Here is a 23,841-nt window from a genome sequence, read left to right on the forward strand (position 1 = left end):
CGGATCCTATCCTTCCGCCTTGAAGTTTCTGGCTTCCTTCTCGACCTTGGGGTTGTCCTTGCCATGCTTTTGCATGAGCTCCTTGGCCTGCTTGGGTGAGACGTCGGTGGTCTCTGCCAAGCGCAATGCCTTCTTGTCCTTGCTTTCGGTCTTCTGCTTCTTGGCCGTCATGGCTCTTGAACTCCCTTGAAGCCTTTTCCGATCGATCTTTGCCGGTGCGAACACCTGAGCATGTCCAGATGAACACTGTCGTTGCCTGGCTTGCTTCGATGACGAGACGTCAACGAGACGATGCCGGTCAGGTTCCGTGCATCGCCTGCTCATGTCCAAACTTGTCACGCCACGCGGCGGTACCGATGGCGGTCGCGGATGAACTCATTGAAGAAGCGGCCTTTTGAGGAAGCTTTGGTGAAAGCGGCATAAGTTGCCGGTGCAACATCCTCATATTCGTAGCGTCTGCCGCTCGGCACAAACCAGACCGACAGGATCCTGGTGGCGGGATCGTATTGCGCATTTCGGATCACGGTCGATGGCATGGTCGCACCCGACAGGTCTGCCCGAATAACCCGTTAGCGATCGTCAGGTTCCGCCGATATCCTGGCGTCACGCACCGCGACTACCGGTCGCGCGGGTTGCCGAACTTCGGGTCGCGCTTCCTTGAATATCGGTCGATGCGTGGCAGGCTGTCATCAAACTCGATCCACGGCAGCCTCAGGTCCCAATAGGCATGGGCTTGCGGCCGAAACCCTTCAGGGTTGTCAAAGAAGCCGATCGTCACATAGAACTCGTCCGGCAGGCCTTCGTCGCTATAGCCTATCGAGCTTCCACAGTCTGGGCAGAACGTGCGGGTGACGCCTGGCGTTTGGGAAAAGGCCTTCGGCGTCCCTCTAAGGAGCTGAAATTGCTTCGGCCGGTAACCAACCCAGATCGTCAGCGGACTGCCGATGGCCCGGCGGCAATCGTCGTCGTGATCGTAGCATATCCAGAAAGGCTCTCCGTCCAGGGCTGCGGCGATCCCTCCGCAGAAGCAGGCTCCGGTTTCGCGCCGCATCGTCTGTCCACCCTGTTGCGCCTAAGAGAGAGCGGCCGAGTGGCCGCTCCCGTTCAAGGTGAAGTCCTTGAAATCATGCATCGTGATGCTCGGGCATGCTCTTGAGCTGATCCTTGGTCCAGTTCGTCACCGCGTGAACGTCGCCGTCTTCATCGCGCATGAATTCCAACTGGCTTGCGGGAACGGCCACCGGCTTGGCGCCAATGCCGAGAAAGCCGCCGACATCGATGACGACCTGACTGGCGGCTCCTGAGCCGTGCACATGCGAAACGCTGCCGACTTTGTTGTCGTCTGCGTCGTAAATCGTGGCGTCTTCGAGAATGTCTGGTGTCAGTTCGGTGCTTGTGAGGCGTACGTGGTTGGTGTGATCCATCTTTCGAGACTCCTGTTGGGTGGAATATTTGAACCTCTCAGCCGAGCAATCGTTCCGAACAATTCCGGGGGCGACGGACGGACGACGCAAGGACGCTAGAAGCCTCAACTCAGCCTCCGTCCGAATTGACTCGCAAAGCTCCGTACGGAAGCGTACAAAAGGAAATCGTCAGCAGCACAGTTGGGGCGCTGACGCTTGGGAGTGACCATCGCTCTTGCCCATCACGAGGCATGGTGTTGCACGGCGAAGGAGCCCGAGCACCCCGGTCTGCCATTGGGCGCGATGACCGCGCTGGCGCGGGATACAGGCGCCACTGAACAACAGATACGCGAAATCATATCGCTCCTCGGGTTCGATCGCGCCTCTATCCTGCGGGAGGCTCGTTTGCTGGCGAAAGATAGTCAGCCAACAAGGCCTTCGAGTCTTCAGCAGTAACTGTCGGTTTCATACCAACGCGCCCGCCCGTCTAGTGCTGCGCGAGACGAAGTCTATGGTTCGTTACCGTCCGCTCGTTCGACGGGCGCGGCCGGCTAAGAGATCCCAGTGCTCTTGCCCAAGGGAAAAGAGTCTCGTGGATTACCAGACACTGCAAGCCAAGAGCGAATTGCTTCGCCGGATGAGCGCGGACGATTTCGCGCGGCTACGTCCGCATCTGGCGAGTGTTTTTCTTGAGTTGCGCGCGCCGCTGGAGACCGCGGGGCAGAAGATCGAAGCCGTCTATTTTCTGGAAAGCGGGCTGGCCTCGGTAGTGGCGAGGACTTCGCCTGCGACCGAAGCCGAAGTCGGAATCATCGGGTTCGAAGGAATGACCGGTTCGGCCCTGGTCATGGGGGACGACCAGGCCAACTTTGATTGTTACGTCCAGTCGACATGCGAGGCTCTCCGGATAGAGGCTGCCCCCTTCGTCGAAGCCCTGGAGGACAGCCCTACATTGCGGTCGTTCCTGTTGCGCTATGTCCAATATTTCCATGTTCAGACAAGCTATACGGCATCGATCAACGCGCGGCAGAGCCTGGAAGTTCGACTGGCAAGATGGCTTTTGATGTGCAGCGACCGCACTGTCGGCGACAGGCTTATGATAACCCATGAATTTCTGTCCATCATGCTTGGTGTGAGGCGTCCGGGGGTTACCGTCGGCCTCCAGATGATCGAAAGTTATGGTTATATCCGAGCGCGCCGCGGAGAGATTACGATCCGCGATCGAGACGGTCTCATGACGTTGGCGCGAGATTCTTACGGTCCACCCGAAACCCAGTACCGCCGGCTGATCGGAGATTTGGGCTCGAAGCATCCCGCGAGGCAGGAGCGGCCTCTCGTTTGAGCGCGCCGGGCCAACAGAGGCTTCTCCGCCACAGAGCCGCCAGCGGACATTTCGAGTGGCCGGCGCGATGATGCCGGTGAGACACCGTTGCCTAAACCCGCGCCGGCCACTGCGGCATGTTTTGGGGATGCCGCGTTGCCAATCTAGTTGCCGACAAGCAACTGGCAACGAAAGCTCACGGTTTGGTAAGAACCGTACGTACATGCACGCAAACTCCCTCGGTCGCGTTCAAGGCATGCTCGCGAAATCCTGAGTTGAATACAGTCCCTCGATAAAATCCGGATTGGCAGGCCCTGTCCGTCGTTGTGGTGACGTCCGCAGGGTGGGTGCAGATTGGCTGGCCAGGTTCCGATATTGCCAGGCGGGCTGGCCTTCACCATCTTAGCTGGGATGGCGACACCCAAATCGAAAACACTCGACTCCGGCTCATCCGGGCTTCAGCACGATCTCTTTGGTGCTGCCGACGACCTACCGGAAGGTTTCTTCTATCAGCCCGAGTTGATCACGAAACGGAACTCGCCCGGCATCTGGAAGGCCTGCCGTTCGAGGCGTTCGATTTCCATGGCCATCTGGCAAACCGGCGCGTCGTCGGTTTTGGCCTGCGTTACGACTACGACAGACGCCAGGTCGTCGAGGCGCCGCCGATCCCTGACTTCCTGCTGTCCCTGCGCGACAAGATCGCAGCGTTGGCAGGCCGGCCCGCCAACGCCTTCGCGCAAGTGTTGATCAACGAATACCGGCCCGGCGCCGGCATCGGCTGGCATCGAGACAAGCCTCATTTCGAAGACGTTGCGGGTGTTTCGTTGCTGGCGCCTTGCAGCTTCCGGCTCCGGCGGAAGAATGGCACCAAATGGGACCGCCGGACCATCGTCGTCGAACCAAGGTCGGCGTATCTCATGACCGGACCATCGCGCATGGAATGGGAGCACAGCATTCCGGCGGTTGACCTGCACCGCTACTCGATCACCTTGAGGACATTGCGCGCCAACTCCGCATGAGCATCGCGCGCCGAGCCGTTCTGTCGCATTGCCAGCGCCATCACGAGTTCTTGAACGCAAAACGGTTCCGGGAACCTCCCAACCACAAGTTGGTTTGGAGGACAGGTACAGCTTCAAAGGTGGAGAATGTCCATGGCCCGTGCCCGATCCGTGTTGGTGGCAGCCAGGCGTCCGTTCCATAAAACGCCGATGGCGGTCGCAAACGCATGTTTCGTCGGCACATTGCTGACCGACGTTGCCTATTGGAGAAGCGCTGAAATGATGTGGGCAGATTTTTCCGCCTGGCTGCTCCTTGCCGGCCTGGTTGTAGGCGTGCTCGCGGTCCTTGCAGCACTTGTCGATTTGTCTACCGGCCGAATTGCCCGTCAAGCCGGGCCTGCATGGCCATATCTCCTTGGCAGCCTCGTCGTGCTCGTCATATCGCTCTTCAACGCACTGGTGCACAGCCGTGATGCCTGGACCTCGGTCGTGCCGACGGGGCTCATCCTGTCCGCCGTCGCCGTGATCGTTATCCTCTTGCTGGGACTGCTGGGATGGAGCTCCGGTCGCACTCACGTGGAGGTGGTCGAATGAATGTCTCCGCCAGACATATCCGGCGTATCGCGAGCCTCGGTCTGCTGTTCGGATCGATTTTGGCGCTGCCCGCATGCAGCGATAACGAACCGGATCCCACCGATCAGGTCGGAGCAAACCCGACGCTGCCTGAACCTATTCAGTATCTGGTGCCGCCCATGCATGTCGCGTCGGTCGTCGGTTGGAAACAAGACGAGAAGCCGACCGTCGCCAAGGGTTTGCAAATCCGGGCCTTTGCCAAGGGCTTGAGGCATCCGCGCTCGCTTTACACATTGCCGAATGGTGACGTTCTGGTGGTCGAATCCGTGGCGCCGCCCGGTGCCGCGATCAAGCGGCCGAAAGACCTGATCATGGGCTGGATCGAGTCGATGGCGACCTCGGGCGGCGGCACCGAAGGAAGCAACCGTATCACCCTGCTGCGGGATACGAACGGCGATGGTCTGCCCGATGTCCAGGAGGTCTTCCTCGATCATCTCAATTCGCCCTTTGGCGTGGCCCTGGTCGGCAACGATCTCTACGTCGCTAACACCGACGCCATCGTGCGTTATCCCTACACGTCGGGCGACACCAAGATCACCGCGCCGGGCGCCGTGCTGACGCCATTGCCCGGCGGACCTATCGATCACCACTGGACAAAGTCTCTCGTGGCCAGCCCCGACGGGTCTCGGCTGTATGTCGGCATCGGATCCAACAGCAACATCACCGAGAACGGCATCCAGGCGGAAAAGGACCGGGCCGCCATCTGGGAAGTCGACAGGGCCACTGGCCGCTATCGTATTTTCGCGAGCGGCCTGCGCAATCCCAACGGGCTGAGTTGGGAGCCGCAGAGCGGCGCGCTGTGGGCTGTGATCAACGAGCGCGACGAGCTCGGTCCTAACCTGGTTCCCGACTACATGACCTCGGTCAAGGACGGCGCGTTCTATGGTTGGCCGTACAGCTACTATGGTCAGCATGTCGACCCGCGCGTGATGCCGCAGCGGCCGGACCTCGTCGCCAAGGCGATCCCTCCCGACTATGCCTTGAGTTCCCACGTCGCACCTCTGGGCTTGACGTTCTACACTGGAACCAACCTGCCGGAGCTCTATCGCAACGGCGCCTTTGTTGGCGAGCATGGTAGCTGGAACCGCAAGAGCTTCAACGGCTACAAGGTCGTTTTCGTGCCGTTCAAAGACGGTCATCCAGATGGCAAGCCGCAGGACGTCGTCACCGGTTTCCTCGGCAAGGACAACAAGGCGCACGGGCGGCCCGTCGGCGTTGCCGTCGACAAATCCGGCGCGCTGCTGATCGCCGACGATGTCGGGAACACGGTCTGGCGCGTAACTTCCACGAGCCAGTAGGCACCTGCATAACGCTGATCGCTTCACTATCTCGGTGCGAATTCCACTAGCGCCTTGACGAATTCTGCCGGTGCCTCGATCGGCAGGAATTCGCCGCAGTTGGCGATCATGTGACCTTGCAGGTTCTTTGCGCCAGACATCCTCAGACCTTCGAGGTAATCGTCGATCGATCCAAAATCCGCGTCGCCGCGGATATAGAGGATCGGAACTTCGATGCGCGCCGGGGCATTGGCCTCGGCATCCTGCTTGAACGCGCGATACCAATCAAAGCCGGCCTTAAGTGCCTCCGGCCTCGCATAGGCCTGCGTCAACGTCTCCCGCATTTCATTGGTCAATGCTTCGGGACGGCCGGCGAGCAGATCGAAGAAAAAATCGAAGTAGGCGCGTTGATGGCCCGTCACCAGCAACTCCGGTAACTCAGGCACCGCATGAAACGCAAAGTGCCAGATGCCCGGGTTTGCGACTACCTTCGTCCATGGATGAAGGCCGGGGATAACCGTATTCATCGGCACCGCGCCGACGATGCGACCGCCATGATGGCGAGCAGCAGCGAAGGCAATCATGCCGCCCACATCGAAGCCTGCGACGACGATGGATTTGGCCCCAAGCGCCTCGGCGGCTGAAATCACAATACCGGCAAGAACCTTCTTTTCCGCCGACGGCGGAGTGCCACGCGATTCACCGATCTCCGGAAGATCGAAAGCCAGCGTAAAGTACCGTGTGCCGAGTTCATCGATCACGCCATCATAGATTTTCCGGGAATGGGGCCAGCCGTGCAGAAGGATCAAGGCCGGTCGGCGCGGATCGCCGGCCGTGGATACCGCCAGCTGCATATCGCCTGCTTCGAGGGTCTGGACGAGCATCGTCTATCCATTTTCGGGAACTCAGAAGAAAACGAAGAGCGAACGAATAGGTTGCCCCACCAGTTCAGTCTGCGTCGCTCGCCGCTGCCCGTTCTCCAACGTCTGTGCTCAAGGACCAGCCCGCTTTCTGAGCCGGCTCGACCGTCACCAAGTAGGAGGAGGGGGCCATCCACCGGCCCTGTTGGTCCGCCTGCGGAACAAGCATTTAACCCTGGCGTTAGAATGCCGGGCGATCCCGCAACGGGCGAATGGGCAGTCGCGAAGTCGTCGCGGCGGTTTGCAATTAGGACAATGCAGGGAGATTCACATGCCGCTTACGGCCTTCGCACTCAATTGCTCGCTCAAAGCTTCGAACGACAGGGAAAAATCCTCCACCGATCGGTTGCTCGCCGATGTCCTGGCGGCGTTGATGCAATACGATGTGAAGGGCGAGATCGTGCGTGCGCTCAGCCACGATATCAAGCCCGGCGTGCTCTCCGACATGGGCGAGGGCGACGATTGGCCGAAACTCAGAAAGAAGATACTGGCGGCCGACATCTTCGTGCTCGGGCTTCCGATCTGGCTTGGCCAGCCCTCGAGTGTGGCCAAGCGCGTCCTGGAGCGGATGGATGCCTTTCTCGAGGAGACGGATGACAGAGGGCGAATGCCGGCAGCAGGAAAGGTGGCCCTGGTGGCCATCGTCGGTAATGAGGACGGTGCGCATCACTGCCACGCGGAATGCTTTCAGGCATTGAACGATGTCGGCTTCACCATCCCGGCCAATGGCGGGGTCTACTGGGTTGGCGAGGCGATGGAGGACGTCAATTATGTCGACCTGCCGGCAACTCCGGAAAAAGTCTCGGGTGCGATCGAAATGGCAGCCTCAAACGCCGCCCATCTCGCTGGATTGCTGAAAGACCGGGGCTACTCGGGCGTCTCGGGATGACCTTTGTTCGCCTAAACAACTTTGAGCGGCCAGACCTTGCAGCGTCGATGAGGTCTCAATCGGGAACAGGAAGGCTTGTAGCGAGTTCATATTCTCATCAGCCGGCGACCGCCGCTCCGTCTACACGGCGCGAAGCCGCAAACAGGAGAGCAAGTCATGGGTCTCGGCACAATTCTTATCATCATTCTGATTATCGCATTGCTTGGCGGCTTTAGTGGACTTGGCGGCGGGCCATTCTACGGCACCGGCTATTACGGGGGCGGCGGCCTCGGTCTTCTGCTGCTTATAGTCATAATCCTGGTTGTGCTCGGCCGTCTCTAGCCGAGTCCGCCATGCGGTGGCAGGATTGTATCACCTGCCGCTTGCGGTTCTCTCCGGAGTTGCTTTGAATCCATAGCAGTCCGGCAATGACGGTCCGCCCTCTGGAGGGCGGACCACTCGTCGGACATATCAGGTCAAAATCAGCACGATCTTGAACGTATCCGGATCAACGATGACGATCCGACCGTCCGCAAGCACGAAATACTCGTAGCTTTCGTAAGCGGGAACGATCTTGACGATACGAGCCGGCAGCCGATGCAGCCTGACCTTGTGCCGCGGAACTTCGACGCCGACGCTGATGTCAAAATTGACATTGGACACAGGCTCGACCTTCGTCTCCCGGATAATCTGAGTGACTTGGGTTTTCTGCTCCACCGTCACGTTGTTGATGGAACCGGTCGACGTCGTATCCTGTGTCGAGGCCTTGCCCTGGGCCTGCTGGTCGGTGGTGGTGCCGGCCTTGCCCTGAGCCTGCTCGTCGGTCTGCATCTTGGTCTTGCTCTGGGCCTGCTGGTCGGTGGTGGTGCCGGTCTTGCCCTGAGCCTGCTCGTCGGTCTGCATCTTGGTCTTGCCCTGAGCCTGCTCGTCGGTCTGCATCTTGGTCTTGCCCTGGGCCTGCTGGTCGGTGGTGGTGCCGGCCTTGCCCTGAGCCTGCTCGTCGGTCTGCATCTTGGTCTTGCCCTGGGCCTGCTGGTCGGTGGTGGTGCCGGCCTTGCCCTGAGCCTGCTCGTCAGTCTTCAGCTTGGCTTTGCCCTGGGCCTGCTGGTCGGTGGTGCTGGCCTTGCCCTGGGCCTGCTGGTCGGTGGTGGTGCCGGCCTTGCCCTGAGCCTGCTCGTCGGTCTTCAGCTTGGCTTTGCCCTGGGCCTGCTCGCCCATCTTGGAGCCGTTCTGGCAGTCAGCCTGCCCGGAAGCGCAGTTGGCGTCTGCGCCAGATTGGCTTTCGGTCTGTTGTGTCTGAGCCACCGCCGTTCCACAGCCGAGCCCGATGGCCAGCATGCTGGTAATGAGAACACGTTTCATGGGAAATCTCCCTGGGTAAGGTTCGTCCCTTCACTGGGTAGAACCAGCACCCAAAAAAAATGTTCCGAGATAGATGCGTGAGTGCTAAAAAACGACCCCGCTTGAGATCATACGATCGCGGGCGGAAGCCGCCGTTAAAGCGACCTTTTCAACCTTGGCGATTGCCCTAGCTGTCTCCTGAGAGGAGACCGACATGGCAATCTATAGTCTGAGAGTGGTCAGCTTCATTTTCGTTGCCCTGGCTTTCGCTCCGGCCGCCGCGCATTTCTTCGCTATGTTCAACAAGATGAAGCTCGACGGGCCAAACTATCTGGCTGCGCAGCGCGCCTATGATGGATGGAGCCTGTTCGGCATCGTGGTGCTGGGAGCATTGCTCTCCACGGCCGCCCTGGCGATCCTGCTCTATCGAGCGAGCGCATCTTTCGGCTTGGTTGTTGTCGCCTTTCTAAGCATCGGCGCCACGCAGTTTGCCTTCTGGACGCTGACCTATCCAATCAATCAGGCGACCCGGAACTGGACTGTCCTCCCTGAAAACTGGGAGCTGCTGCGGCGCCAATGGGAGTATTCGCATGCCATCGCCGCAGGCCTCAACGCCTTGGCGTTGCTGGTCCTTTTCATATCGGCGCTTCGCCCTGCGGTGCGTTGAACGACCACGTCGTCACCAGCACGGCCAGCGGGCAGGAACCACCATGAAGCGGAATCATTGAAACGCCAGATGTTCCAGCGCGGCAGGAAAAATGAAACGGTACTATTTTGATCTTCAAAACGGTGACGGCGCGGTACCCGACGATGACGGGCAGCTGTTCGAATCCCGGGAACAAGCCAGAGCGGAAGCAATTCGTATTTTGCAGGATGTCGCGCAAGACGAAATGCCCGACTGCGATTTCGTCAAGATAACCGTCAAGGTACGCGATGAGATCGGTGCGCAGATGTTTGAGGCGTCGCTTGTTCTGACCTCCGGATGGAGCGTTTGATGTCGCAGTGCTAGCGGCGATACCGCACCGGGATTTGCACGACATTCTCCGATCCAGGCAGATCAAAGGCCATGGCCAGCTGACGTACGGAGGCCATCTCCACGATCAGTTCTTCAATCGAAAGGTCCGGCAGGCCGGTCTTCACCCTCTGCCTCACCCTGGCCGCAAGTTCATGAACCCGCACCGGGACGAAAAGCGGGCTGTCGTCCAGCAGCTTGCTGATTTCGATGACCACATCGGCGTCGATGTCTTTCGGCAATTCCCGCATGAGCGTCACCTCCAATCGAAGCAACAGCCCGCCATGTCGATGCGACGGGCGATCCGGCTTTGAGCGCCGGGCAGTGGGATCGGAGAGGGACGTGCTCGGCGCTGGCCGATAGCCTGATTCATAAAACTGCGAGCATAGGTGTGTCACGAAAAAACATCGGTACGAAATTTACCAAGCCGGTCATCCCATGCAATCCACAAGGGCCTTCCCGAAATCCGGCAGCGGCTGTTGCCGACAGAGGAGGAACAAAAAATATGGCCCGGAATTGAGACTGACGAATTGGAGGATCTAGCCATGGACAGCAGGGAAGAAAAGATCAAACGACGGGCCCATGAAATCTGGGAACAAGAGGGCCGGCCGGTAGGCCGCGAGCAGGAGCACTGGGATCGGGCCGTGCAGGAGATCGAAGCTGAGGGTTCGGAGACTGAACGTGGCCCGGTTCTGCCTGACCCGACAGTTGCGGCCGATTCCAATAGCTCGAAGCGTTGATCGGCAATCCCATGGCGTCTTGAGGACCCCGGTCGGGCAACCAAATTGGCGGAACCTCGTTTGCCGGGCATCAACCAGAGGAGGTTTCGATGAAGAGGTTCTTTTCATTCCTGGTCTTGGCCGCTGCCCTTGCGCTCGGCGCCTGCGACAACAACACCGAGCCGATGAAAGCCACCAGCAACAAGAACCCACACGTTGATCAGGCCGCCAGACCAGGCCCCACGACTGGCGGCGACCAGCCAGCTACGGTGCCTCAGAGCAAATGAACTCCGTCTCACATTGCGACACACCTCTGCTGCGCGTCGCCTATCTCGATGGTGGACCGCAGGACGGCGCCCCGGTTGTCCTGCTGCATGGCTGGCCCGACGACGCGACGACATACGCTCGTATTTCGCCGGTCCTTCATGAAGCTGGCTTCCGTACGTTTTCCCCTTGGTTGCGAGGCTTTGGGCCGACATCGTTCCTGTCGAAAGAAACCATGCGCTCGGGCGAGATTGCCGCGATGGCGCAGGATGTGCTGGATTTTGCAGATGCGCTTGGCATCAGCCGCTTTGCAGTTGTCGGACATGATTGGGGCGCTCGGATATCCTATCTGCTCGCGTCGGTTTTTCCGGACCGCATCAAGTGCTGCGCTGCGCTGTCCCTCGGCTGGCAACCAGGGAAACCAGCAACGCCGGCGCCCGAACAGGCGAAAGCATTTTGGTATCAATGGTTCATGGCGACCGCACGGGGCGCCGAGTTCGTACGAAAGAACGGCAAGGAATTCGCCAGGTATCAGTGGGACAGCTGGGGTCCATTAGGCTGGTTCGACGACGCCATTTTCGATGGCGTTGCGAGCTCGTTCGAAAACCCTGACTGGGCGGATGTGACGTTGCATTCCTATCGGGTCCGGTGGGAAGAGGCCGAGCCCGATCCGCGTTACGCCGAACTCGCCCGCCGGCAAGCAACGGTCAAGATCATCACCGTGCCGATCCTGACGCTTCACGGTGGTGACGACCGCGTTGTGTTTGCCCAGTCTTCAGAGGGGCTCGAAGGGCATTTCACCGCGTTCTACAGGCGGGTGGTGCTGGATGGCATCGGACACTTCCCGACGCGTGAGGCTTTTGATCAGGTTTCGCGAACGTTGGCTGCATTTCTCGATAGCCATGGCAAGCGCTGACGGAGGGGCGCCATCGACCCCATAGTAAAGACCGGAACCTGACGCATCGCCGCGCATTTCGTCTCCATGCATGACGAACCGAAATGCGGTCTCGCAATCAATCGGCAGCCAGGGAGAATTTGGATGCAAGCTTCAGGCGCAATCTCAAGACACCATGCTGGCCAGTTGGCCATAGAACCGTTTGCGGGCACGGTGACGGTACGATTTTCCGACGCCATAGTCGCTGCCACGGAACGGGCGAAAGTGCTTCAGGAAGAAGGACATGAGCCCGTGTTCTATATTCCTTTCGAAGACATCTATTTTGACCTTTTCGAAAAAACGAACACCACCAGCCGCTCCCCTTTGAAAGGTACCGCGAGCTACTGGCGCGTCCATGCCGTGGGCAGCTCGGCTGACGATTTCATGTGGGCATACGAGACGCCTGAAACCGCGGCGCGGGCCATTGCACGTCATGGTGCATTCGATCCGGAAAAGGCGCGCATCGATGTCGAGCCCGCGGAGGACAGAAGGCATACGCCCCACGTCACGGAGTAGATTGCCCGTTCTCACCGGCGCGAGCTGAAATTCAAGGCTGGTGCTAACCGCGTGGAAACTCTTCATCAAGGATGCGTAGTGCCTCCTCGTATCTGACGGTTGATGCCCCAGCCTGTCGTGCCTGCCAGATATTGTCCGCCAGATCCGCGCGCTTCACCGGCAGCGCCAATGGATTCGATGCCGCTCGTCGCACGAACGCGAAGTAATCCTCGCCGTCCCTGCGCGACATGGCGTCGACGGCCGACGCGATCGTCGGGCCAAAACCGGCCTCTTCCAACCTGGTCCGGTCCCAGCCTTCGCCCTTTTCCAGGACGTCATGGAGATAGGCGACGACCTTCTGATCCTTGGTTTCGACCGCGTCAACGACACGGCGACTGTGCTCGATATAAGGTCGCCCGGTCTTGTCGCGCTGTGCCTGGTGGACCTCTTCGGCAATCTTGGCCGCCCGGTAAAACATGCTCATCAGGCTTCCCCTTCAGACATGGTTTCACCATCGCTCCTCGGTGTCGTGGTGCGGCAGGTCCATTCCGCAGCAAACCCAGCCAAGTCGCTGCCTCGATCCATAATTGTAGCGCGGCTCCAGGCGAGCCGGATCGTCGAACGTTCCGACATGAAGCGCGATCTCTCCCGGCGATGCGTCATAGGCGAGGCTGAGCGGCGATCCGCAGGCGGAGCAGAACCCCCTGCAGGCAATCGGCGAAGACCTGCGATAGGTCGGCGTCGCATCGATCCAGGTCACGCTTTGGGAAGGCACCCAGGCCAGAACCGCGAACGCACTGCCGGTCGCTCGCCGGCACATATCACAATGGCAGTAATGCACTCTCGGTTCGCTTCCAACGCGGAAGCGGATCGTGCCGCAGAGACATCCTCCGCTCAGTTCCATTTTGGCGCCCCGGTTGACTTGCGGCTCCAACGCCTCTCGCGCGGTCTCATGCGAGCACCTCCATTCATCACAGCGGAAACGCCGGTCATTTGCGTCGGTTCCTGTTGGCTATCTCAGGAACCAGTGCTTGCGCGCGGCGTTGCGTGTCTTTGCTGGCAAAATGAGGAGTCAGGGAATGCTTGGCCGGTCGGAGACGCACTGATGTCGATGCCGGGGCTGGCATACGGTCCCTTGGGCGATCGATGCATGCATGTCTGCGTGGATATGCAGCGGCTGTTTGCCGAGCCGTCTCAATGGGCGACACCCTGGATCACCCGGGTTCTCCCGCAGATCGAGACGCTGGTCGAAAGACGCGCGCCGCAGACGGTCTTTACACGCTTCCTGCCAGCCAAGAAGCCGGGGCAGGGCGTCGGCACATGGAAGCGCTATTATGAGCGCTGGGCTTCACAGACGATCGAGACGATCGGGCCTGAAATGACCGAACTGTTGCCGTCTTTAGCCGGCTACTGCCCGCCAGCGGCGATCATCGACAAGCACATCTACTCGCCCTGGTTCGAAGGGCGCCTCAGAGCCTTCCTGGTGGAGCGCGGCATCGATACGCTCGTCATCACCGGTGGCGAAACGGATGTTTGCGTTCTGGCCACGGTGCTCGGAGCCATCGATTTCGGCTATCGCGTGGTTCTCGTCACGGACGCGCTATGCAGTTCTTCCGATGCAACCCACGACGCACTGCTGACCGTTTACCACCAACGTTTCGCGCAGCAGGTCGAGACGGTTGAGATGGAAACGGTTCTCTCGAACTGGACTTGACGTTCGCTAACTCGGCTCGGCGGAAAGTGTCCATGCTTCCTTGCGCGGTTTGGCTGCCTATCTGTTAAGAGAATAACGGACACCAGAACGGGTAGCAGACGTGACGCAACGATCGGGAAGTGCTGATCTTCCACTCCATGGCGGGCGCGTGCCAAAATGGCTCGGCGACCGCATGACGCGTCTTGGCGCCGTGATGTGCGAAGCGATCATTCATCACTATGGTCGAGACGAACTGCTGCGACGGCTGGCGCATCCGTTCTGGTTCCAGTCCTTTGGTGCTGTCATGGGCATGGATTGGCATTCGTCGGGGATCACGACCAGCGTCGTGGGCGCTTTGAAGCGTGGCCTCACGCCGCTTTCCGGCGAGCTCGGCATTCATGTCTGCGGTGGTCGCGGCGCGCATTCGCGAAAAACCCCGCATGAACTCGAAGCCATCGGCCAACGCGTCGGCTTTGACGGAGCGGGCCTGGCCACCGTCAGCCGTCTTGTCGCCAAGGTCGACAGCGCCGCAATCCAGGACGGTTTCGATCTTTACCTGCATGGTTTCATCGTCACCGATGACGGTCGCTGGGTCGTGGTGCAGCAAGGCATGAACGGTGACAGCAAGGTGGCGCGCCGCTACCATTGGCTCTCCGACGGGCTCAAGAGTTTTGTCGACCAGCCGCATGCCGCCATCGAGGGCATCAATCAAGGCGAGATCGTCAACCTGACCGACAGGCGCGCCGACGCGTCGCGCCAAGGGCAACTGAACCTTTTGCAGGAGCTCGGACCCGATCGCATCCTGGGCGAGCTTGCGGCATTGGAGCGTTGCGCGGAGCCGAGGCGCCGGCAGGAACCGGAGCAGCCGCTGCTGCCGCATTTGGTCATGCCGGCCCATCATGACGTTCGCGAAAGCGATGTCGTCATGCATCGTCTTCACGGCAATATCGCCGCCGCCGCAGACCGCGGGCCCACCGATTTCGCCGAGCTCCTTCTGGTCCCCGGCGTCGGCGCGCGCACGGTGCGCGCGCTGGCCCTCGTTGCCGAGGTGGTGCATGGCGCGCCTTGCCGCTTTTCCGATCCCGGCCGCTTCTCGCTGGCGCATGGCGGCAAGGACAGGCATCCATTTCCAGTGCCGCTGAAGGTCTATGATGAGACGATCGGGGTTCTGAAGTCGGCCGTCCAAAAGGCAAAGCTCGGTCGCGATGAGGAAATCGGTGCCTTGAGGCGGCTCGACGATCAGTCGCGGCAAGTCGAACGATACGCAACCGGCCCCAGCCTGAAGGAAATTGTCGCGGGAGAATTCGACCAGTCGCATCTGCTTGGCGGGCGCAGCGTGTTCGGGTGGGAAGCGGCCCCGGACACAGCACCTGCTGAGCGGAGCAAGAAGGCCTGAGAACGAGCTAGAGCGGCTGGAGATCAATCGTCCAGATCGATGAGCGCGACATCGAGATCCGGGCGCTTGCTGCGGCGCAGATGGCCGGGCGCTTCCACCAGGGTGATTTCGAGCGTTGGCCGAACGATGCCATCAAGCAGATGTCCACCCCGGGTGGTGCCATCGCTCAATCCCAGCACCGCATGGACGTGCAGGCTGGGCTTATCGTCATCGCCCAGTGCGACATCGCCGATCGCGCTCAGAACCTCGCACTGTTCGTCGATAGGGATTTTGCGGTAGGTCTTCGCGTCCGGATCAAACCAGCCCACGGTGGCTTTTTCGAAAGCCCCTATGGCGGTCAGGGACGCGCTGCCGATCTTCTGGTCGACCGCGAAGGCGGTCAGTGCCGCGAACGCTTCTTCGCCTGGGTCGAGCACCAGGACAAATGTCCTTTGTCCGCCGATCTCATTGACGAGCTGCGATTTCATCCCTGTCCTTCCATCGTTCGGCCCCATTGAGCGCCGCCGTCAGATCAATGGGCACGGTGTTCCGCATTGCGCTTGCGGGTCGCTGCAGCTTTCTTTGCCGATTCCGATCGGCTTGCGGCAGATCGTGATGCCGATGCCTTGCCGCCGCTTTTGCCGCCTTTGTGCGCCGCCGGATGGCCCGTGTGTTTGCCGCGGCCCGAACCGCCTTCCTTCTTGCCGCCGCCATCGTCCTTGTTGACGGTTGCCCATGCGCGCCGCTCTGCCTCCTTGTCGGAAACCCCGCGCTTCTCATAACCTTCGGCAATGTGGTCGGCTTTACGCTCCTGCTTGTCAGTGTACTTCGATTTGTCGCCTCGTGGCATGGCCAGCTCCTCCTGTTGAACAAGGGCTGAACGTCGACTCGACGCGGTGGTTCCAACAGAAGTTCGCGAAGCCGAGGCCGCATGGCGGGGCAGCGCCATACACCGCCGCGGCGCGAGCTAACGCTTTTCGGGCCGGGGAGAGCGCAGCAGCAAGGCGAGGGGAACGAGCAGTGCGGTCGCTACCGCGCAATACCGAAAGACATCGATATAGGCGAGCAATGAGGCCTGCCGCGCTATCAACTGTCCTATCCAGCCGACCGCCTGCTGTTTTGCGTCGATCATCGGCGAGCCTTGAGCCACGAAGTGCTCGGTCGCCTGACGCAGAACCTGCTGGTAGGCCGGTGACGACTGTGCCGTGTGGCCGACGAGGTTTGCCTGATGGATTTGCGCGTTCTGGGCTATCACTGTGTTGGACAGCGACACGCCGATGCTTCCGCCGATGTTGCGGGCAACGTTGATGAGTGCCGACGCCTGGTTCGTCTGCTGCGGAGCAAGACCGACGTAAGCCGCCGTCGAGATGGGGATGAACAGGAACGGCAGACCGATCATCAGGAAGATGCGCGCGAAGGCAAAGAAGCCGAAACTGACGTCCGGGGTGAGCGATGTCATATGCCAGAGCGCGACAGCGACGACGGACATGCCTGCCATGATCAGGTATTTGGGCTGGACGATGGCGCCGGCAAATCCGGAAACCGGCATAAGCATCAACATTGCGATGCCACCCGGCATCATCGACAGGCCCGACAGGGTCGCCGTATAGTTGAAGGCGGTCTGCTGCAGTTGCGGCATCAACTGGGTGGTGCTGAACAGCACGGCGCCCACCGCCATCATCACCAGGAACGATGTGCCGAACTGGCGGCTGAAGAGCAGGCGGACGTCGACGATCGGATCGCGGTGACTGAACTCCCACGGGATCAGCAGCAGGAATGAGACCGCCGAAATCGCCGCGAAGGTCACGATGAAACCTGATGCGAACCAATCGTTGCGCTGGCCCTCATCGAGAAAGATCTCCAGGCAGCCAAGTGCCGTGGCGACCAGGATGAAACCGACCCAGTCTATTCTGAGGCCGCCCTTCAACCGTTCCTGCCGTTCGCGCTCGAGCACGTCAGGCTCGACCACCAGCCACTGCACCAAGGCAAGCGACATGATGCCGAACGGGACATTGATGAAGAATATCCAGTGCCAGGAGAAATGGTCGGTCAGCCAACCGCCGATGGTCGGCCCGACTGTCGGTGCGACGATGACGGCAATGCCGTAAAGAGCAAATGCCTGGGAGCGTTTTTCGGGTGGAAAGGTGTCGGCGAGAATGGATTGTTCGCTGGGTGCCATGCCGCCGCCGCCGAGGCCTTGCAGGATCCTGAAGACGATGAGCATTTCCAGATTGGGCGCCAGGCCGCACAGCAGCGACGCTATGGTGAAGATCGCCACGCAAAGCATGTAGTAACGCTTGCGGCCGATGACGCTGGCCAACCAGCCGCTAACCGGGATGATCACGGAATTCGCGACCAGATAGGTGGTGATCACCCAGGTGCTTTCGTCCATCCCGGCCGCGAGGCTGCCGGCGATGTTGCGCAGCGCCACGTTGGCGATCGAGGTGTCGAGCACCAGCATGAAGGTGGCGATCGAGACGACGACTGCGATCAGCCACGGATTGCGCCCGCCGGCGGCGGACCGGCTTTCGCTCCGTTCACCAGCCATTTCGACGGCGCTCATCTTACCTTGACTGTCGGCACCACCGACAGGCCTGGACCCAGCAGCACGCCCGGCGGTCGGTCGAAGACGATCTTCACGGGCACGCGCTGCACCACCTTGACGAAGTTGCCGGTGGCATTCTCGGCCGGCAGCAGGCTGAAGGCGGTGCCACTGCCCGCCTGGATGCTGTCGACGCGGCCGTGGAAGTTCTTTTCGGGATAGGCGTCGATATCGATGTCGACGGGCTGTCCCGGCCGCATCAGATCAAGCTGGGTCTCCTTGAAATTAGCCTTCACCCAGACCTCGTCGGGAACGAACATCATCAGCACCTGACCAGGCTGGGCGTAGGTGCCCTTGGCGGCCGTGATACTGGTGGCGCGACCGGTGACAGGCGCGGTTATGATGGTGCGCGACAGCATGGTGCGGGCCTGCTCCTGGCTGGCCTTGGCTTGATTGAGCTTTGCTTGCGCGCTCTTGGTCTGTGCCTGCAGAACAGTGACCTGGCTTTTCGCGGCAGCGACGTTTGCTCCGGCGCTGTCGAGGGCGGCCTGGTCCTGGCGCAGGGTAGAAGCGGCCTGTTCCGCCTGCTGTTGGGTGGAGGTTCCCTTGGCCAGCAGCTCACGGTTGCGCTTGTCCTCCGCTTTGGCAAACTCGAGCGCGGCCTGGGCCTGCGCCACCTGCTTCTGTGCCGCATCGATCTTGGCGTTTTGTGCTTCGATCTGTGCGCCGACATCGACGATCTCGGCCTGCGCCGAGGCCACACCGGCGTCGGCTTCCGCCAGGCTTGCCTGATAGTCGCTGTCGTCGATGCGCAAGAGCACGTCGCCGGCTTTCACAGACTGGTTGTCGGTGACCGCGACATCGGTGATACGACCCGATATCTCGGCACCGATCGTCACCGTGCGGGCGTCGATGAAAGCATCGTCGGTCGATTCATACTGACGCGCGTCCAGCCACCACAAGACCAGCCCTACGGCAATCAGCAGCACTGCGAGCAGGATGGCGATGGATATGTAAGGGTGCCGCCGAGGGAAGCTCAGCAGGCTGGGCTTTGGTTCTCCGGCCTGCTTGTCCTGCTTGTGCTCCTGACCGACGTCTCTCCGGTGCTTTGGCGCCGCCTCTGAGGTGGCCCTGCGTGACGTGGCGTGCGTGTCGCCGGTTTCAGATTCTTCGGTTTGGGTTTTCGCGTCCACGGGAGAACTCCCAGGAGTTTTGACCGTGGCCAGTCAACGACAACTGGTCGTAAAAGGTTCCTGGCGACCGGGCACGGTTTCGCGCCTGGCGGAATTGGTTCAGCCGATTGCCAATCTGACCGCGATGACCAGGATCACGATACCGACCAAGCCGGCTATGAAGATAACCCGACGCGTGCGCGTTCGCAGGATGATCTCGCCCTGTCTCGCCTGCTCCGCAGAGAACACAGGTCCATTGTCATCGTCCTTGTCATGCCGACCATCGCTCATGATCGCCTCCTTCCGGCCCTTGGCACACACCGGCTCTTGGCCCACAACCATCGCTCGACAGGTGAGGTTCCGGTTACATCGATCCCGCCCGCAGAAAAAAGGATCACAGGCTCGTGAGCAGGGAACTTTGTCCTCCGCGACTGGTTTGGGCCGCTTGAGACCCAGCCAGCCCGGAGCCAGCCATGTCCGATGCCAAGATGTCCAGTGGCCTGAGCAGACGCATGTTCATGACGGCCTCTGTTTCGGCGGCGGCGGCGATGCCGCTTGTGAATTCCCCGACGAGAGCTGCCCAGCCAGCGTCCGCAAAGCCAGCCGAACCGCGCGACTTGTCGGCGGTTTCAATGCGTATCAACAAACAGACCTACAATCTCGCGCTCGACAATCGAACCAGCCTGCTTGACGCTCTGCGCGACCACGTCGGCCTGACCGGCACCAAGAAAGGTTGCGATCACGGTCAGTGCGGCGCCTGCACGGTTCTGATCGATGGAAAGCGGGCACTGTCCTGCTTGAGCTTTGCCGTCATGAACCAGGGGCGGGAGATCACAACGGTGGAAGGCCTGGCCTCGACGGACGGGGAACTGCATCCGGTCCAGCAGGCCTTCGTCGACCACGATGCCTTTCAATGCGGCTATTGCACACCGGGTCAGATCATGTCCGCCATCGGTTGCATCAACGAAGGCCATGCTGGATCGGAAGATGACATTCGCGAATATATGAGCGGCAATCTATGTCGCTGTGCGGCGTATCCCAACATCGTTGCGGCGATCGTCCAGGCGCGCGACGAGATCAGGAGGGCTTAGGATGCGCCCCTTCGTTTATGAAAGACCAACCAGCGTCTCCGCTGCAATCGCCATGGCATCCCGTGTCGATGCCGTGCGCGTTCCGCCAACCGGCGCCGACACGCAATTCATCGCCGGCGGCACCAATCTGGCCGACTACATGAAGCTCGGTGTCGCGCGGCCGGACCGACTGCTTGACCTCAACACTCTTGCCGAGCCAGCCTTGCGGCAGATCAGGATAAACGATGACACGATCCGGTTTGGTGCACTGGTCCGCATGGGTGAAGCAGCCGACAACGATGACGTCCGGCGGCGTTGCCCGGCCCTTGCCGACAGCCTGAAATTCGCCGCCAGCGGTCAGCTTCGCAACATGGCGAGCCTGGGCGGCAATGTGCTGCAACGTACGCGCTGCGAGTATTTTCGAGAGATTTCCTGGCCGTGCAACAAGCGCGAACCCGGCTCCGGCTGCGCTGCGATGGAAGGGTCCAATCGCCAGCACGCCGTGCTGGGTACGAGCAATGCCTGCATCGCCACTTATCACGGCGATTTCGCGCAGGCGCTGGTTGCGCTCGATGCCACCGTCGAGATCGAAGGTCCGCGGGGAAGGCGCACGCTTGCATTTGCCAAGCTGCACAAACGGCCGGGCGACACGCCCGACATCGAGACGGATCTCGCCGCCGACGAGCTCATAACCGCCATCGAAGTGCGGCTCGAACGGTGGAGCAGCCGGTCGCGCTATCTGAAGATTCGCGATCGCGAATCCTACGCGTTTGCGTTGGCGTCCGCGGCTGTTGCGCTCGACATGGATGGCGAGACGGTAAGGAGTGCGCGCATTGCGCTTGGTGGTGTGGCGACGGTGCCGTGGCGGGCGCGCGAAGCAGAGGACGCGCTACAGGGCAAAGTGCTTGACGAAGCCGCGGCGCAAGAGGCTGCCGAGGCTGCCTTCGCCGATGCCAGACCGCGCGAGCATAACGCATTCAAGATACCGCTCGGCAAGCGCACGCTGGTGCGGGCGCTGCTCGAAACCCGGGATATGAAGGGCTGAGCCATGAACCAAGCTGCACCCGCCCCCAGGGAAAACCAGGGCGATCCGGTTGTCCGCATTGACGCCCGGCTAAAAGTTACCGGACAGGCCGGCTATCCCGCCGACATCGTCACGGCCAACGTCGCCTACGGTGCCCTTGCCACCAGCAGCATTGCCCGGGGCAAGGTTTCGGGACTTCACACGAAAGACGCCCGGGCCGTACCCGGTGTGCTGGACATCGTCACCTATGACGATATGGACCAGACCGACACGCCGAAATTCGGCAACACCGGCGCAAGTTCGATCGGGCCTTTGCACGACAAGACGGTTTTTCACGACGGTCAGATCATCGCTCTGGTGGTTGCCGAGACCTTCGAGGCGGCGGAGGAAGCCGCAATGTTGATCCGCGCCGACTATGAGGACGAACGGCCCGCCGCCAGCTTTGATTCCAAGGGCGTGAAGATGGAGCCGGCTGCCGGCAAAAACCCTATGTTCAAGGAGGATGCGAAGGCCGGTGATTTCGATGCCGCCTGGGCGGATGCGACGGTAAAGATCGACGAAAAATATTCGACGCCGACCCAGCATCACAATCCGATCGAACTGTTTTCGACCACCGCAATATGGCAAGGCGACCAGTTGACCATACACGAGCCCAGCCAGAACGTTACCGGCTGGAAGGTGGAACTGGCACGCCAGCTGAAGCTCGATCCGGCCAATGTGCGGATCGTCAGTCCCTATATCGGGGGTGCCTTCGGCTCCAAGGGGCCGATGACGGCACGCACCGCTATCGTTGCCGTCGCGGCGCGACGCATTGGCCGCCCGGTTCGCTGCGTCGTCAATCGCATGCAAGCCTTCGGTACGCAGACCTATCGCGCCGAAACGCGGCATCGGATCCGCATGGGCGCCGGCAAGGACGGCCGCATCACGGCGTTCGGACATGAGGCCTGGGAGGTGACGTCACGCCCTGACCCTTATGTCGTCGGCGGCACGTCCGCCACCGCGCGCATGTACAATTACGGCGCCGTTCTGACGCATGTTTCGCTGGTTCATGCCGACCGCAACACGCCTGGCTACATGCGATCGCCGCCGGAGACGCCTTATGTCTACGCGCTGGAAAACGCCATGGACGAAATGGCTGTGGCCCTCGGCATGGATCCTGTCGAGTTTCGTCGCATCAATGAACCGGAGAAGGAGCCCATCGGAGGCAAGCCATTTTCCAGCCGCTCACTCATCAAGTGCTACGACCAGGCGTCGGAGGCCTTTGGCTGGTCGAAGCGCGATCCCAAGGTCGGCTCGATGCGCGACGGCGACTGGCTGGTCGGGATGGGCTGTGCGACGGCGATCTATCCGACTGCCGCCGCGCCCTGCGCGGCCCGGGTTCGTCTCACCGCCGACGGCGAGGTTCGGATCCAGTGCGGCTCGCATGAAATCGGCACCGGCGTTCGCACCATCGCCGGCCAGATGGCGGCCGAAAGACTGGGCATCGGCATGGACAAGATCAGCGTCGAGATGGGCGACAGTGCCTTGCCGCCGGCTCCCGTGTCGGGCGGATCGATCTCGACCGCCAGTGTCTGCTCGGCGGTCATGAAAGCCTGCGACGCGATACGCGGAAAGCTGTTCGCCGCCGCTGCGGGCAGGGGGGCTCCGCTGGCCGGTTCGGGCAATGCGAAGCTGGATTTGAAGGGCGAAGAGGTCGTCACCGAGACCGGCAAATCCGCAAAGCTGGCTGATGTCTTCAAGGCTATGCAAGTCGGCGCCATCGAGGAATATGCCGAGTTTGCGCCGAAGGGTTCTTCGCCTGAAGCCCTCAGCAAACTCTATGCCGGACAGTCGGAATTTCATGGTGGAGAGAACGACGAAGATTCGGTCAAATATGCCTTTGGCGCCGAGTTCGTCGAAGTGCGCATCAACAGCTATACACGCGAAATCCGGGTCCCGCGCATCGTCGGGGCCTTCGCCGCCGGGCGCATCATGAACACGCGCACCGCGCGCAGCCAGCTGATGGGTGGCATGATCTGGGGTATCGGCCAGGCGTTGCACGAGGCGACGGAAATCGATCAGCGACAGGCGCGCTACGTCAACCGCGACCTGCAGGACTATCTCGTGCCGGTCAACGCCGACATCAAACAGGTCGACGTTATCCTGGTCCCCGAAATCGACCATCAGGTCAACCCTGCCGGCGTCAAGGGTTTGGGCGAACTCGGCAATGTCGGAACGGCTGCTGCCGTGGCGAGTGCCGTCTATCATGCCACCGGCAAGCGCATTCGCGATCTGCCGATCAGAATAGACGATTTGATAGGCTGACGATCAAGAGTTCTGGACCAAGCATGGAACTCGTAACCCATAAGAAATTCAAAAACGGAAGGTTGATGCCGTGGGGAAAAGGCACGGTCGTCTCCGGAGCAAGGGGATTTGTCTACCTTTGCGGAAATACGGCAACCGCCGAAAATTACGATCCGACCGGAAAGAGAGGAGGGGGATTCACTGGCGATGCTGCGGCACAGTGGCGCGCAATTCTGGCGAACATCAAATCAGATCTGGAAGAACTCGGCAGCGCGCTCGACTATCTCATCCGGCTGACCTTCTTCATCAAGGGGCCATTTCCCGATGGCGGCGTTCTGAGTTCACCCAATTTTCGTCTCGACGTACTGGACGAGTTCTTTGCCGAGCATTGCCGAAGCACTGCAGCTATAACAACCCGCCGCCTTCGGAGGTGATCGGAGTTGCAGCGCTTGCGCAAGCCGACATCGTCGTTGAAATTGTTGCGGTGGCGGCGTTGC

General features: G+C 60.7%; 30 protein-coding genes and 1 pseudogene. 17 read left to right on the top strand and 14 right to left on the bottom strand.

The window, feature by feature from the left end; all coding sequences use genetic code 11:
• Window positions 1–6 precede the first annotated feature (6 nt).
• The 4 genes from AC0NIL_RS19365 to AC0NIL_RS19380 form a co-directional block, all read right to left on the bottom strand.
• Entirely contained in the window at window positions 7–171 is a 165-nt protein-coding gene (locus AC0NIL_RS19365; protein WP_013531536.1) for a hypothetical protein, read from the bottom strand.
• A 164-nt stretch (window positions 172–335) separates the two neighbouring features.
• Window positions 336–536, bottom strand: coding sequence for a KTSC domain-containing protein (locus AC0NIL_RS19370; RefSeq protein ID WP_013531537.1), 201 nt, complete (start codon window positions 534–536; stop codon window positions 336–338).
• Between the two features lie 80 nt (window positions 537–616).
• A complete protein-coding gene (locus tag AC0NIL_RS19375) occupies window positions 617–1,051 on the bottom strand; it encodes a GFA family protein (protein WP_013531538.1) in 435 nt (144 codons plus the stop codon).
• A 73-nt stretch (window positions 1,052–1,124) separates the two neighbouring features.
• Window positions 1,125–1,424, bottom strand: coding sequence for a PRC-barrel domain-containing protein (locus AC0NIL_RS19380; protein ID WP_013531539.1), 300 nt, complete (start codon window positions 1,422–1,424; stop codon window positions 1,125–1,127).
• A 571-nt stretch (window positions 1,425–1,995) separates the two neighbouring features.
• Between AC0NIL_RS19380 and AC0NIL_RS19385 the strand changes: the two genes are divergently transcribed.
• The 4 genes and pseudogenes from AC0NIL_RS19385 (at window position 1,996) to AC0NIL_RS19400 (ending at window position 5,653) form a co-directional block, all read left to right on the top strand.
• Window positions 1,996–2,745: a Crp/Fnr family transcriptional regulator gene (locus AC0NIL_RS19385; RefSeq protein ID WP_082826458.1), complete on the top strand. Its 750-nt coding sequence runs from the start codon at window positions 1,996–1,998 to the stop codon at window positions 2,743–2,745.
• 390 nt (window positions 2,746–3,135) lie between these two features.
• Window positions 3,136–3,743 (top strand): annotated as a pseudogene (locus tag AC0NIL_RS19390) (alpha-ketoglutarate-dependent dioxygenase AlkB).
• A 132-nt stretch (window positions 3,744–3,875) separates the two neighbouring features.
• Window positions 3,876–4,316 (top strand): DUF2231 domain-containing protein, encoded by a 441-nt coding sequence (locus AC0NIL_RS19395; protein ID WP_050596360.1) that lies wholly within the window; start codon window positions 3,876–3,878, stop codon window positions 4,314–4,316.
• Window positions 4,313–5,653, top strand: a complete 1,341-nt coding sequence (locus AC0NIL_RS19400) for a PQQ-dependent sugar dehydrogenase (RefSeq protein WP_275953002.1) — start codon at window positions 4,313–4,315, stop codon at window positions 5,651–5,653. The genes AC0NIL_RS19395 and AC0NIL_RS19400 overlap by 4 nt, the downstream gene beginning before the upstream one ends.
• A gap of 26 nt (window positions 5,654–5,679) precedes the next feature.
• Here the strand turns inward: AC0NIL_RS19400 and AC0NIL_RS19405 are convergent, their stop codons facing one another.
• A complete protein-coding gene (locus AC0NIL_RS19405) occupies window positions 5,680–6,516 on the bottom strand; it encodes an alpha/beta fold hydrolase (RefSeq protein ID WP_013531544.1) in 837 nt (278 codons plus the stop codon).
• A 307-nt stretch (window positions 6,517–6,823) separates the two neighbouring features.
• Between AC0NIL_RS19405 and AC0NIL_RS19410 the strand changes: the two genes are divergently transcribed.
• Both AC0NIL_RS19410 and AC0NIL_RS19415 read left to right on the top strand, forming a co-directional pair.
• Window positions 6,824–7,441 (top strand): flavodoxin family protein, encoded by a 618-nt coding sequence (locus AC0NIL_RS19410; protein ID WP_024505224.1) that lies wholly within the window; start codon window positions 6,824–6,826, stop codon window positions 7,439–7,441.
• Window positions 7,442–7,597: 156 nt separating this feature from the next.
• Entirely contained in the window at window positions 7,598–7,762 is a 165-nt protein-coding gene (locus tag AC0NIL_RS19415; RefSeq protein ID WP_013531546.1) for a DUF3309 family protein, read from the top strand.
• 129 nt (window positions 7,763–7,891) lie between these two features.
• Here AC0NIL_RS19415 and AC0NIL_RS19420 read toward each other — a convergent pair whose 3' ends face one another.
• Entirely contained in the window at window positions 7,892–8,758 is an 867-nt protein-coding gene (locus AC0NIL_RS19420; protein ID WP_474047956.1) for a DUF1236 domain-containing protein, read from the bottom strand.
• 217 nt (window positions 8,759–8,975) lie between these two features.
• Here AC0NIL_RS19420 and AC0NIL_RS19425 point away from each other — a divergent pair, with 217 nt between their 5' ends.
• Complete coding sequence (locus tag AC0NIL_RS19425) at window positions 8,976–9,428, top strand: membrane protein (RefSeq protein WP_013531548.1); 453 nt, start codon at window positions 8,976–8,978, stop codon at window positions 9,426–9,428.
• 91 nt (window positions 9,429–9,519) lie between these two features.
• A complete protein-coding gene (locus tag AC0NIL_RS19430) occupies window positions 9,520–9,756 on the top strand; it encodes a DUF6894 family protein (protein ID WP_027161660.1) in 237 nt (78 codons plus the stop codon).
• 10 nt (window positions 9,757–9,766) lie between these two features.
• Here the strand turns inward: AC0NIL_RS19430 and AC0NIL_RS19435 are convergent, their stop codons facing one another.
• Entirely contained in the window at window positions 9,767–10,024 is a 258-nt protein-coding gene (locus AC0NIL_RS19435) for a hypothetical protein (protein WP_013531550.1), read from the bottom strand.
• Window positions 10,025–10,318: 294 nt separating this feature from the next.
• Between AC0NIL_RS19435 and AC0NIL_RS19440 the strand changes: the two genes are divergently transcribed.
• The 3 genes from AC0NIL_RS19440 to AC0NIL_RS19450 all read left to right on the top strand — a co-directional run bounded on the left by AC0NIL_RS19440 (window position 10,319) and on the right by AC0NIL_RS19450 (window position 12,206).
• The gene (locus AC0NIL_RS19440; RefSeq protein WP_032808298.1) at window positions 10,319–10,513 is read left to right on the top strand and encodes a DUF2934 domain-containing protein; all 195 of its coding nucleotides are present in this window, start codon (window positions 10,319–10,321) and stop codon (window positions 10,511–10,513) included.
• 262 nt (window positions 10,514–10,775) lie between these two features.
• Window positions 10,776–11,672, top strand: a complete 897-nt coding sequence (locus AC0NIL_RS19445) for an alpha/beta fold hydrolase (RefSeq protein WP_275953005.1) — start codon at window positions 10,776–10,778, stop codon at window positions 11,670–11,672.
• A gap of 123 nt (window positions 11,673–11,795) precedes the next feature.
• A complete protein-coding gene (locus tag AC0NIL_RS19450; protein WP_013531554.1) occupies window positions 11,796–12,206 on the top strand; it encodes a DUF427 domain-containing protein in 411 nt (136 codons plus the stop codon).
• Window positions 12,207–12,249: 43 nt separating this feature from the next.
• Here AC0NIL_RS19450 and AC0NIL_RS19455 read toward each other — a convergent pair whose 3' ends face one another.
• Together AC0NIL_RS19455 and AC0NIL_RS19460 are read right to left on the bottom strand one after the other, a co-directional pair.
• Window positions 12,250–12,669, bottom strand: a complete 420-nt coding sequence (locus tag AC0NIL_RS19455; RefSeq protein WP_275953006.1) for an HD domain-containing protein — start codon at window positions 12,667–12,669, stop codon at window positions 12,250–12,252.
• 24 nt (window positions 12,670–12,693) lie between these two features.
• Window positions 12,694–13,089: a GFA family protein gene (locus AC0NIL_RS19460; RefSeq protein WP_275953166.1), complete on the bottom strand. Its 396-nt coding sequence runs from the start codon at window positions 13,087–13,089 to the stop codon at window positions 12,694–12,696.
• A gap of 201 nt (window positions 13,090–13,290) precedes the next feature.
• Here AC0NIL_RS19460 and AC0NIL_RS19465 point away from each other — a divergent pair, with 201 nt between their 5' ends.
• Both AC0NIL_RS19465 and AC0NIL_RS19470 read left to right on the top strand, forming a co-directional pair.
• On the top strand, window positions 13,291–13,899 hold the full coding sequence (locus AC0NIL_RS19465) for a cysteine hydrolase family protein (RefSeq protein WP_013531556.1): 609 nt from the start codon (window positions 13,291–13,293) through the stop codon (window positions 13,897–13,899).
• A 100-nt stretch (window positions 13,900–13,999) separates the two neighbouring features.
• Window positions 14,000–15,274: a DUF763 domain-containing protein gene (locus AC0NIL_RS19470; RefSeq protein WP_275953007.1), complete on the top strand. Its 1,275-nt coding sequence runs from the start codon at window positions 14,000–14,002 to the stop codon at window positions 15,272–15,274.
• 23 nt (window positions 15,275–15,297) lie between these two features.
• On the opposite strand, the gene AC0NIL_RS19475 is transcribed toward AC0NIL_RS19470, so the two are convergent.
• From AC0NIL_RS19475 to AC0NIL_RS19495, 5 genes are all read right to left on the bottom strand, one after another.
• Complete coding sequence (locus tag AC0NIL_RS19475; RefSeq protein ID WP_275953008.1) at window positions 15,298–15,741, bottom strand: PPC domain-containing DNA-binding protein; 444 nt, start codon at window positions 15,739–15,741, stop codon at window positions 15,298–15,300.
• 44 nt (window positions 15,742–15,785) lie between these two features.
• Window positions 15,786–16,103, bottom strand: a complete 318-nt coding sequence (locus AC0NIL_RS19480) for a hypothetical protein (protein WP_013531559.1) — start codon at window positions 16,101–16,103, stop codon at window positions 15,786–15,788.
• Between the two features lie 117 nt (window positions 16,104–16,220).
• Window positions 16,221–17,816: a DHA2 family efflux MFS transporter permease subunit gene (locus tag AC0NIL_RS19485; protein WP_165447102.1), complete on the bottom strand. Its 1,596-nt coding sequence runs from the start codon at window positions 17,814–17,816 to the stop codon at window positions 16,221–16,223.
• Window positions 17,813–18,988: an HlyD family secretion protein gene (locus tag AC0NIL_RS19490; protein WP_473573301.1), complete on the bottom strand. Its 1,176-nt coding sequence runs from the start codon at window positions 18,986–18,988 to the stop codon at window positions 17,813–17,815. Before AC0NIL_RS19490 ends, AC0NIL_RS19485 begins: the two co-directional genes overlap by 4 nt.
• Window positions 18,989–19,087: 99 nt before the next feature.
• Window positions 19,088–19,258 carry a hypothetical protein gene (locus AC0NIL_RS19495; RefSeq protein WP_082827566.1) on the bottom strand — a complete coding sequence of 57 codons (171 nt, stop codon included), beginning with the start codon at window positions 19,256–19,258 and terminating at the stop codon, window positions 19,088–19,090.
• Between the two features lie 182 nt (window positions 19,259–19,440).
• Between AC0NIL_RS19495 and AC0NIL_RS19500 the strand changes: the two genes are divergently transcribed.
• The 4 genes from AC0NIL_RS19500 to AC0NIL_RS19515 are packed head-to-tail and all read left to right on the top strand — an operon-like array spanning window position 19,441 to window position 23,778.
• Window positions 19,441–20,058, top strand: coding sequence for a (2Fe-2S)-binding protein (locus AC0NIL_RS19500; protein WP_275953010.1), 618 nt, complete (start codon window positions 19,441–19,443; stop codon window positions 20,056–20,058).
• A gap of 1 nt (window position 20,059) precedes the next feature.
• Window positions 20,060–21,082 carry an FAD binding domain-containing protein gene (locus tag AC0NIL_RS19505; protein ID WP_024505524.1) on the top strand — a complete coding sequence of 341 codons (1,023 nt, stop codon included), beginning with the start codon at window positions 20,060–20,062 and terminating at the stop codon, window positions 21,080–21,082.
• 3 nt (window positions 21,083–21,085) lie between these two features.
• Window positions 21,086–23,365, top strand: a complete 2,280-nt coding sequence (locus tag AC0NIL_RS19510) for a xanthine dehydrogenase family protein molybdopterin-binding subunit (RefSeq protein ID WP_275953011.1) — start codon at window positions 21,086–21,088, stop codon at window positions 23,363–23,365.
• 23 nt (window positions 23,366–23,388) lie between these two features.
• The gene (locus AC0NIL_RS19515; protein WP_275953012.1) at window positions 23,389–23,778 is read left to right on the top strand and encodes a RidA family protein; all 390 of its coding nucleotides are present in this window, start codon (window positions 23,389–23,391) and stop codon (window positions 23,776–23,778) included.
• Window positions 23,779–23,841 lie beyond the last annotated feature (63 nt).

The sequence above is a fragment of the Mesorhizobium sp. WSM1343 genome (genome assembly GCF_055901535.1).

Excerpts from the sequence above, each read along its gene's own strand:
- AC0NIL_RS19365 (WP_013531536.1), bottom strand. The coding sequence starts at position 171 with ATGACGGCCAAGAAGCAGAAGACCGAAAGCAAGGACAAGAAGGCATTG.
- AC0NIL_RS19370 (WP_013531537.1), bottom strand. The coding sequence starts at position 536 with ATGCCATCGACCGTGATCCGAAATGCGCAATACGATCCCGCCACCAGG.
- AC0NIL_RS19375 (WP_013531538.1), bottom strand. The coding sequence starts at position 1,051 with ATGCGGCGCGAAACCGGAGCCTGCTTCTGCGGAGGGATCGCCGCAGCC.
- AC0NIL_RS19380 (WP_013531539.1), bottom strand. The coding sequence starts at position 1,424 with ATGGATCACACCAACCACGTACGCCTCACAAGCACCGAACTGACACCA.
- AC0NIL_RS19395 (WP_050596360.1), top strand. The coding sequence starts at position 3,876 with ATGGCCCGTGCCCGATCCGTGTTGGTGGCAGCCAGGCGTCCGTTCCAT.
- AC0NIL_RS19400 (WP_275953002.1), top strand. The coding sequence starts at position 4,313 with ATGAATGTCTCCGCCAGACATATCCGGCGTATCGCGAGCCTCGGTCTG.
- AC0NIL_RS19405 (WP_013531544.1), bottom strand. The coding sequence starts at position 6,516 with ATGCTCGTCCAGACCCTCGAAGCAGGCGATATGCAGCTGGCGGTATCC.
- AC0NIL_RS19410 (WP_024505224.1), top strand. The coding sequence starts at position 6,824 with ATGCCGCTTACGGCCTTCGCACTCAATTGCTCGCTCAAAGCTTCGAAC.
- AC0NIL_RS19415 (WP_013531546.1), top strand. The coding sequence starts at position 7,598 with ATGGGTCTCGGCACAATTCTTATCATCATTCTGATTATCGCATTGCTT.
- AC0NIL_RS19420 (WP_474047956.1), bottom strand. The coding sequence starts at position 8,758 with ATGCTGGCCATCGGGCTCGGCTGTGGAACGGCGGTGGCTCAGACACAA.
- AC0NIL_RS19425 (WP_013531548.1), top strand. The coding sequence starts at position 8,976 with ATGGCAATCTATAGTCTGAGAGTGGTCAGCTTCATTTTCGTTGCCCTG.
- AC0NIL_RS19430 (WP_027161660.1), top strand. The coding sequence starts at position 9,520 with ATGAAACGGTACTATTTTGATCTTCAAAACGGTGACGGCGCGGTACCC.
- AC0NIL_RS19435 (WP_013531550.1), bottom strand. The coding sequence starts at position 10,024 with ATGCGGGAATTGCCGAAAGACATCGACGCCGATGTGGTCATCGAAATC.
- AC0NIL_RS19440 (WP_032808298.1), top strand. The coding sequence starts at position 10,319 with ATGGACAGCAGGGAAGAAAAGATCAAACGACGGGCCCATGAAATCTGG.
- AC0NIL_RS19445 (WP_275953005.1), top strand. The coding sequence starts at position 10,776 with ATGAACTCCGTCTCACATTGCGACACACCTCTGCTGCGCGTCGCCTAT.
- AC0NIL_RS19450 (WP_013531554.1), top strand. The coding sequence starts at position 11,796 with ATGCAAGCTTCAGGCGCAATCTCAAGACACCATGCTGGCCAGTTGGCC.
- AC0NIL_RS19455 (WP_275953006.1), bottom strand. The coding sequence starts at position 12,669 with ATGAGCATGTTTTACCGGGCGGCCAAGATTGCCGAAGAGGTCCACCAG.
- AC0NIL_RS19460 (WP_275953166.1), bottom strand. The coding sequence starts at position 13,089 with ATGGAACTGAGCGGAGGATGTCTCTGCGGCACGATCCGCTTCCGCGTT.
- AC0NIL_RS19465 (WP_013531556.1), top strand. The coding sequence starts at position 13,291 with ATGTCGATGCCGGGGCTGGCATACGGTCCCTTGGGCGATCGATGCATG.
- AC0NIL_RS19475 (WP_275953008.1), bottom strand. The coding sequence starts at position 15,741 with ATGAAATCGCAGCTCGTCAATGAGATCGGCGGACAAAGGACATTTGTC.
- AC0NIL_RS19480 (WP_013531559.1), bottom strand. The coding sequence starts at position 16,103 with ATGCCACGAGGCGACAAATCGAAGTACACTGACAAGCAGGAGCGTAAA.
- AC0NIL_RS19485 (WP_165447102.1), bottom strand. The coding sequence starts at position 17,816 with ATGAGCGCCGTCGAAATGGCTGGTGAACGGAGCGAAAGCCGGTCCGCC.
- AC0NIL_RS19495 (WP_082827566.1), bottom strand. The coding sequence starts at position 19,258 with ATGAGCGATGGTCGGCATGACAAGGACGATGACAATGGACCTGTGTTC.
- AC0NIL_RS19500 (WP_275953010.1), top strand. The coding sequence starts at position 19,441 with ATGTCCGATGCCAAGATGTCCAGTGGCCTGAGCAGACGCATGTTCATG.
- AC0NIL_RS19505 (WP_024505524.1), top strand. The coding sequence starts at position 20,060 with ATGCGCCCCTTCGTTTATGAAAGACCAACCAGCGTCTCCGCTGCAATC.
- AC0NIL_RS19510 (WP_275953011.1), top strand. The coding sequence starts at position 21,086 with ATGAACCAAGCTGCACCCGCCCCCAGGGAAAACCAGGGCGATCCGGTT.
- AC0NIL_RS19515 (WP_275953012.1), top strand. The coding sequence starts at position 23,389 with ATGGAACTCGTAACCCATAAGAAATTCAAAAACGGAAGGTTGATGCCG.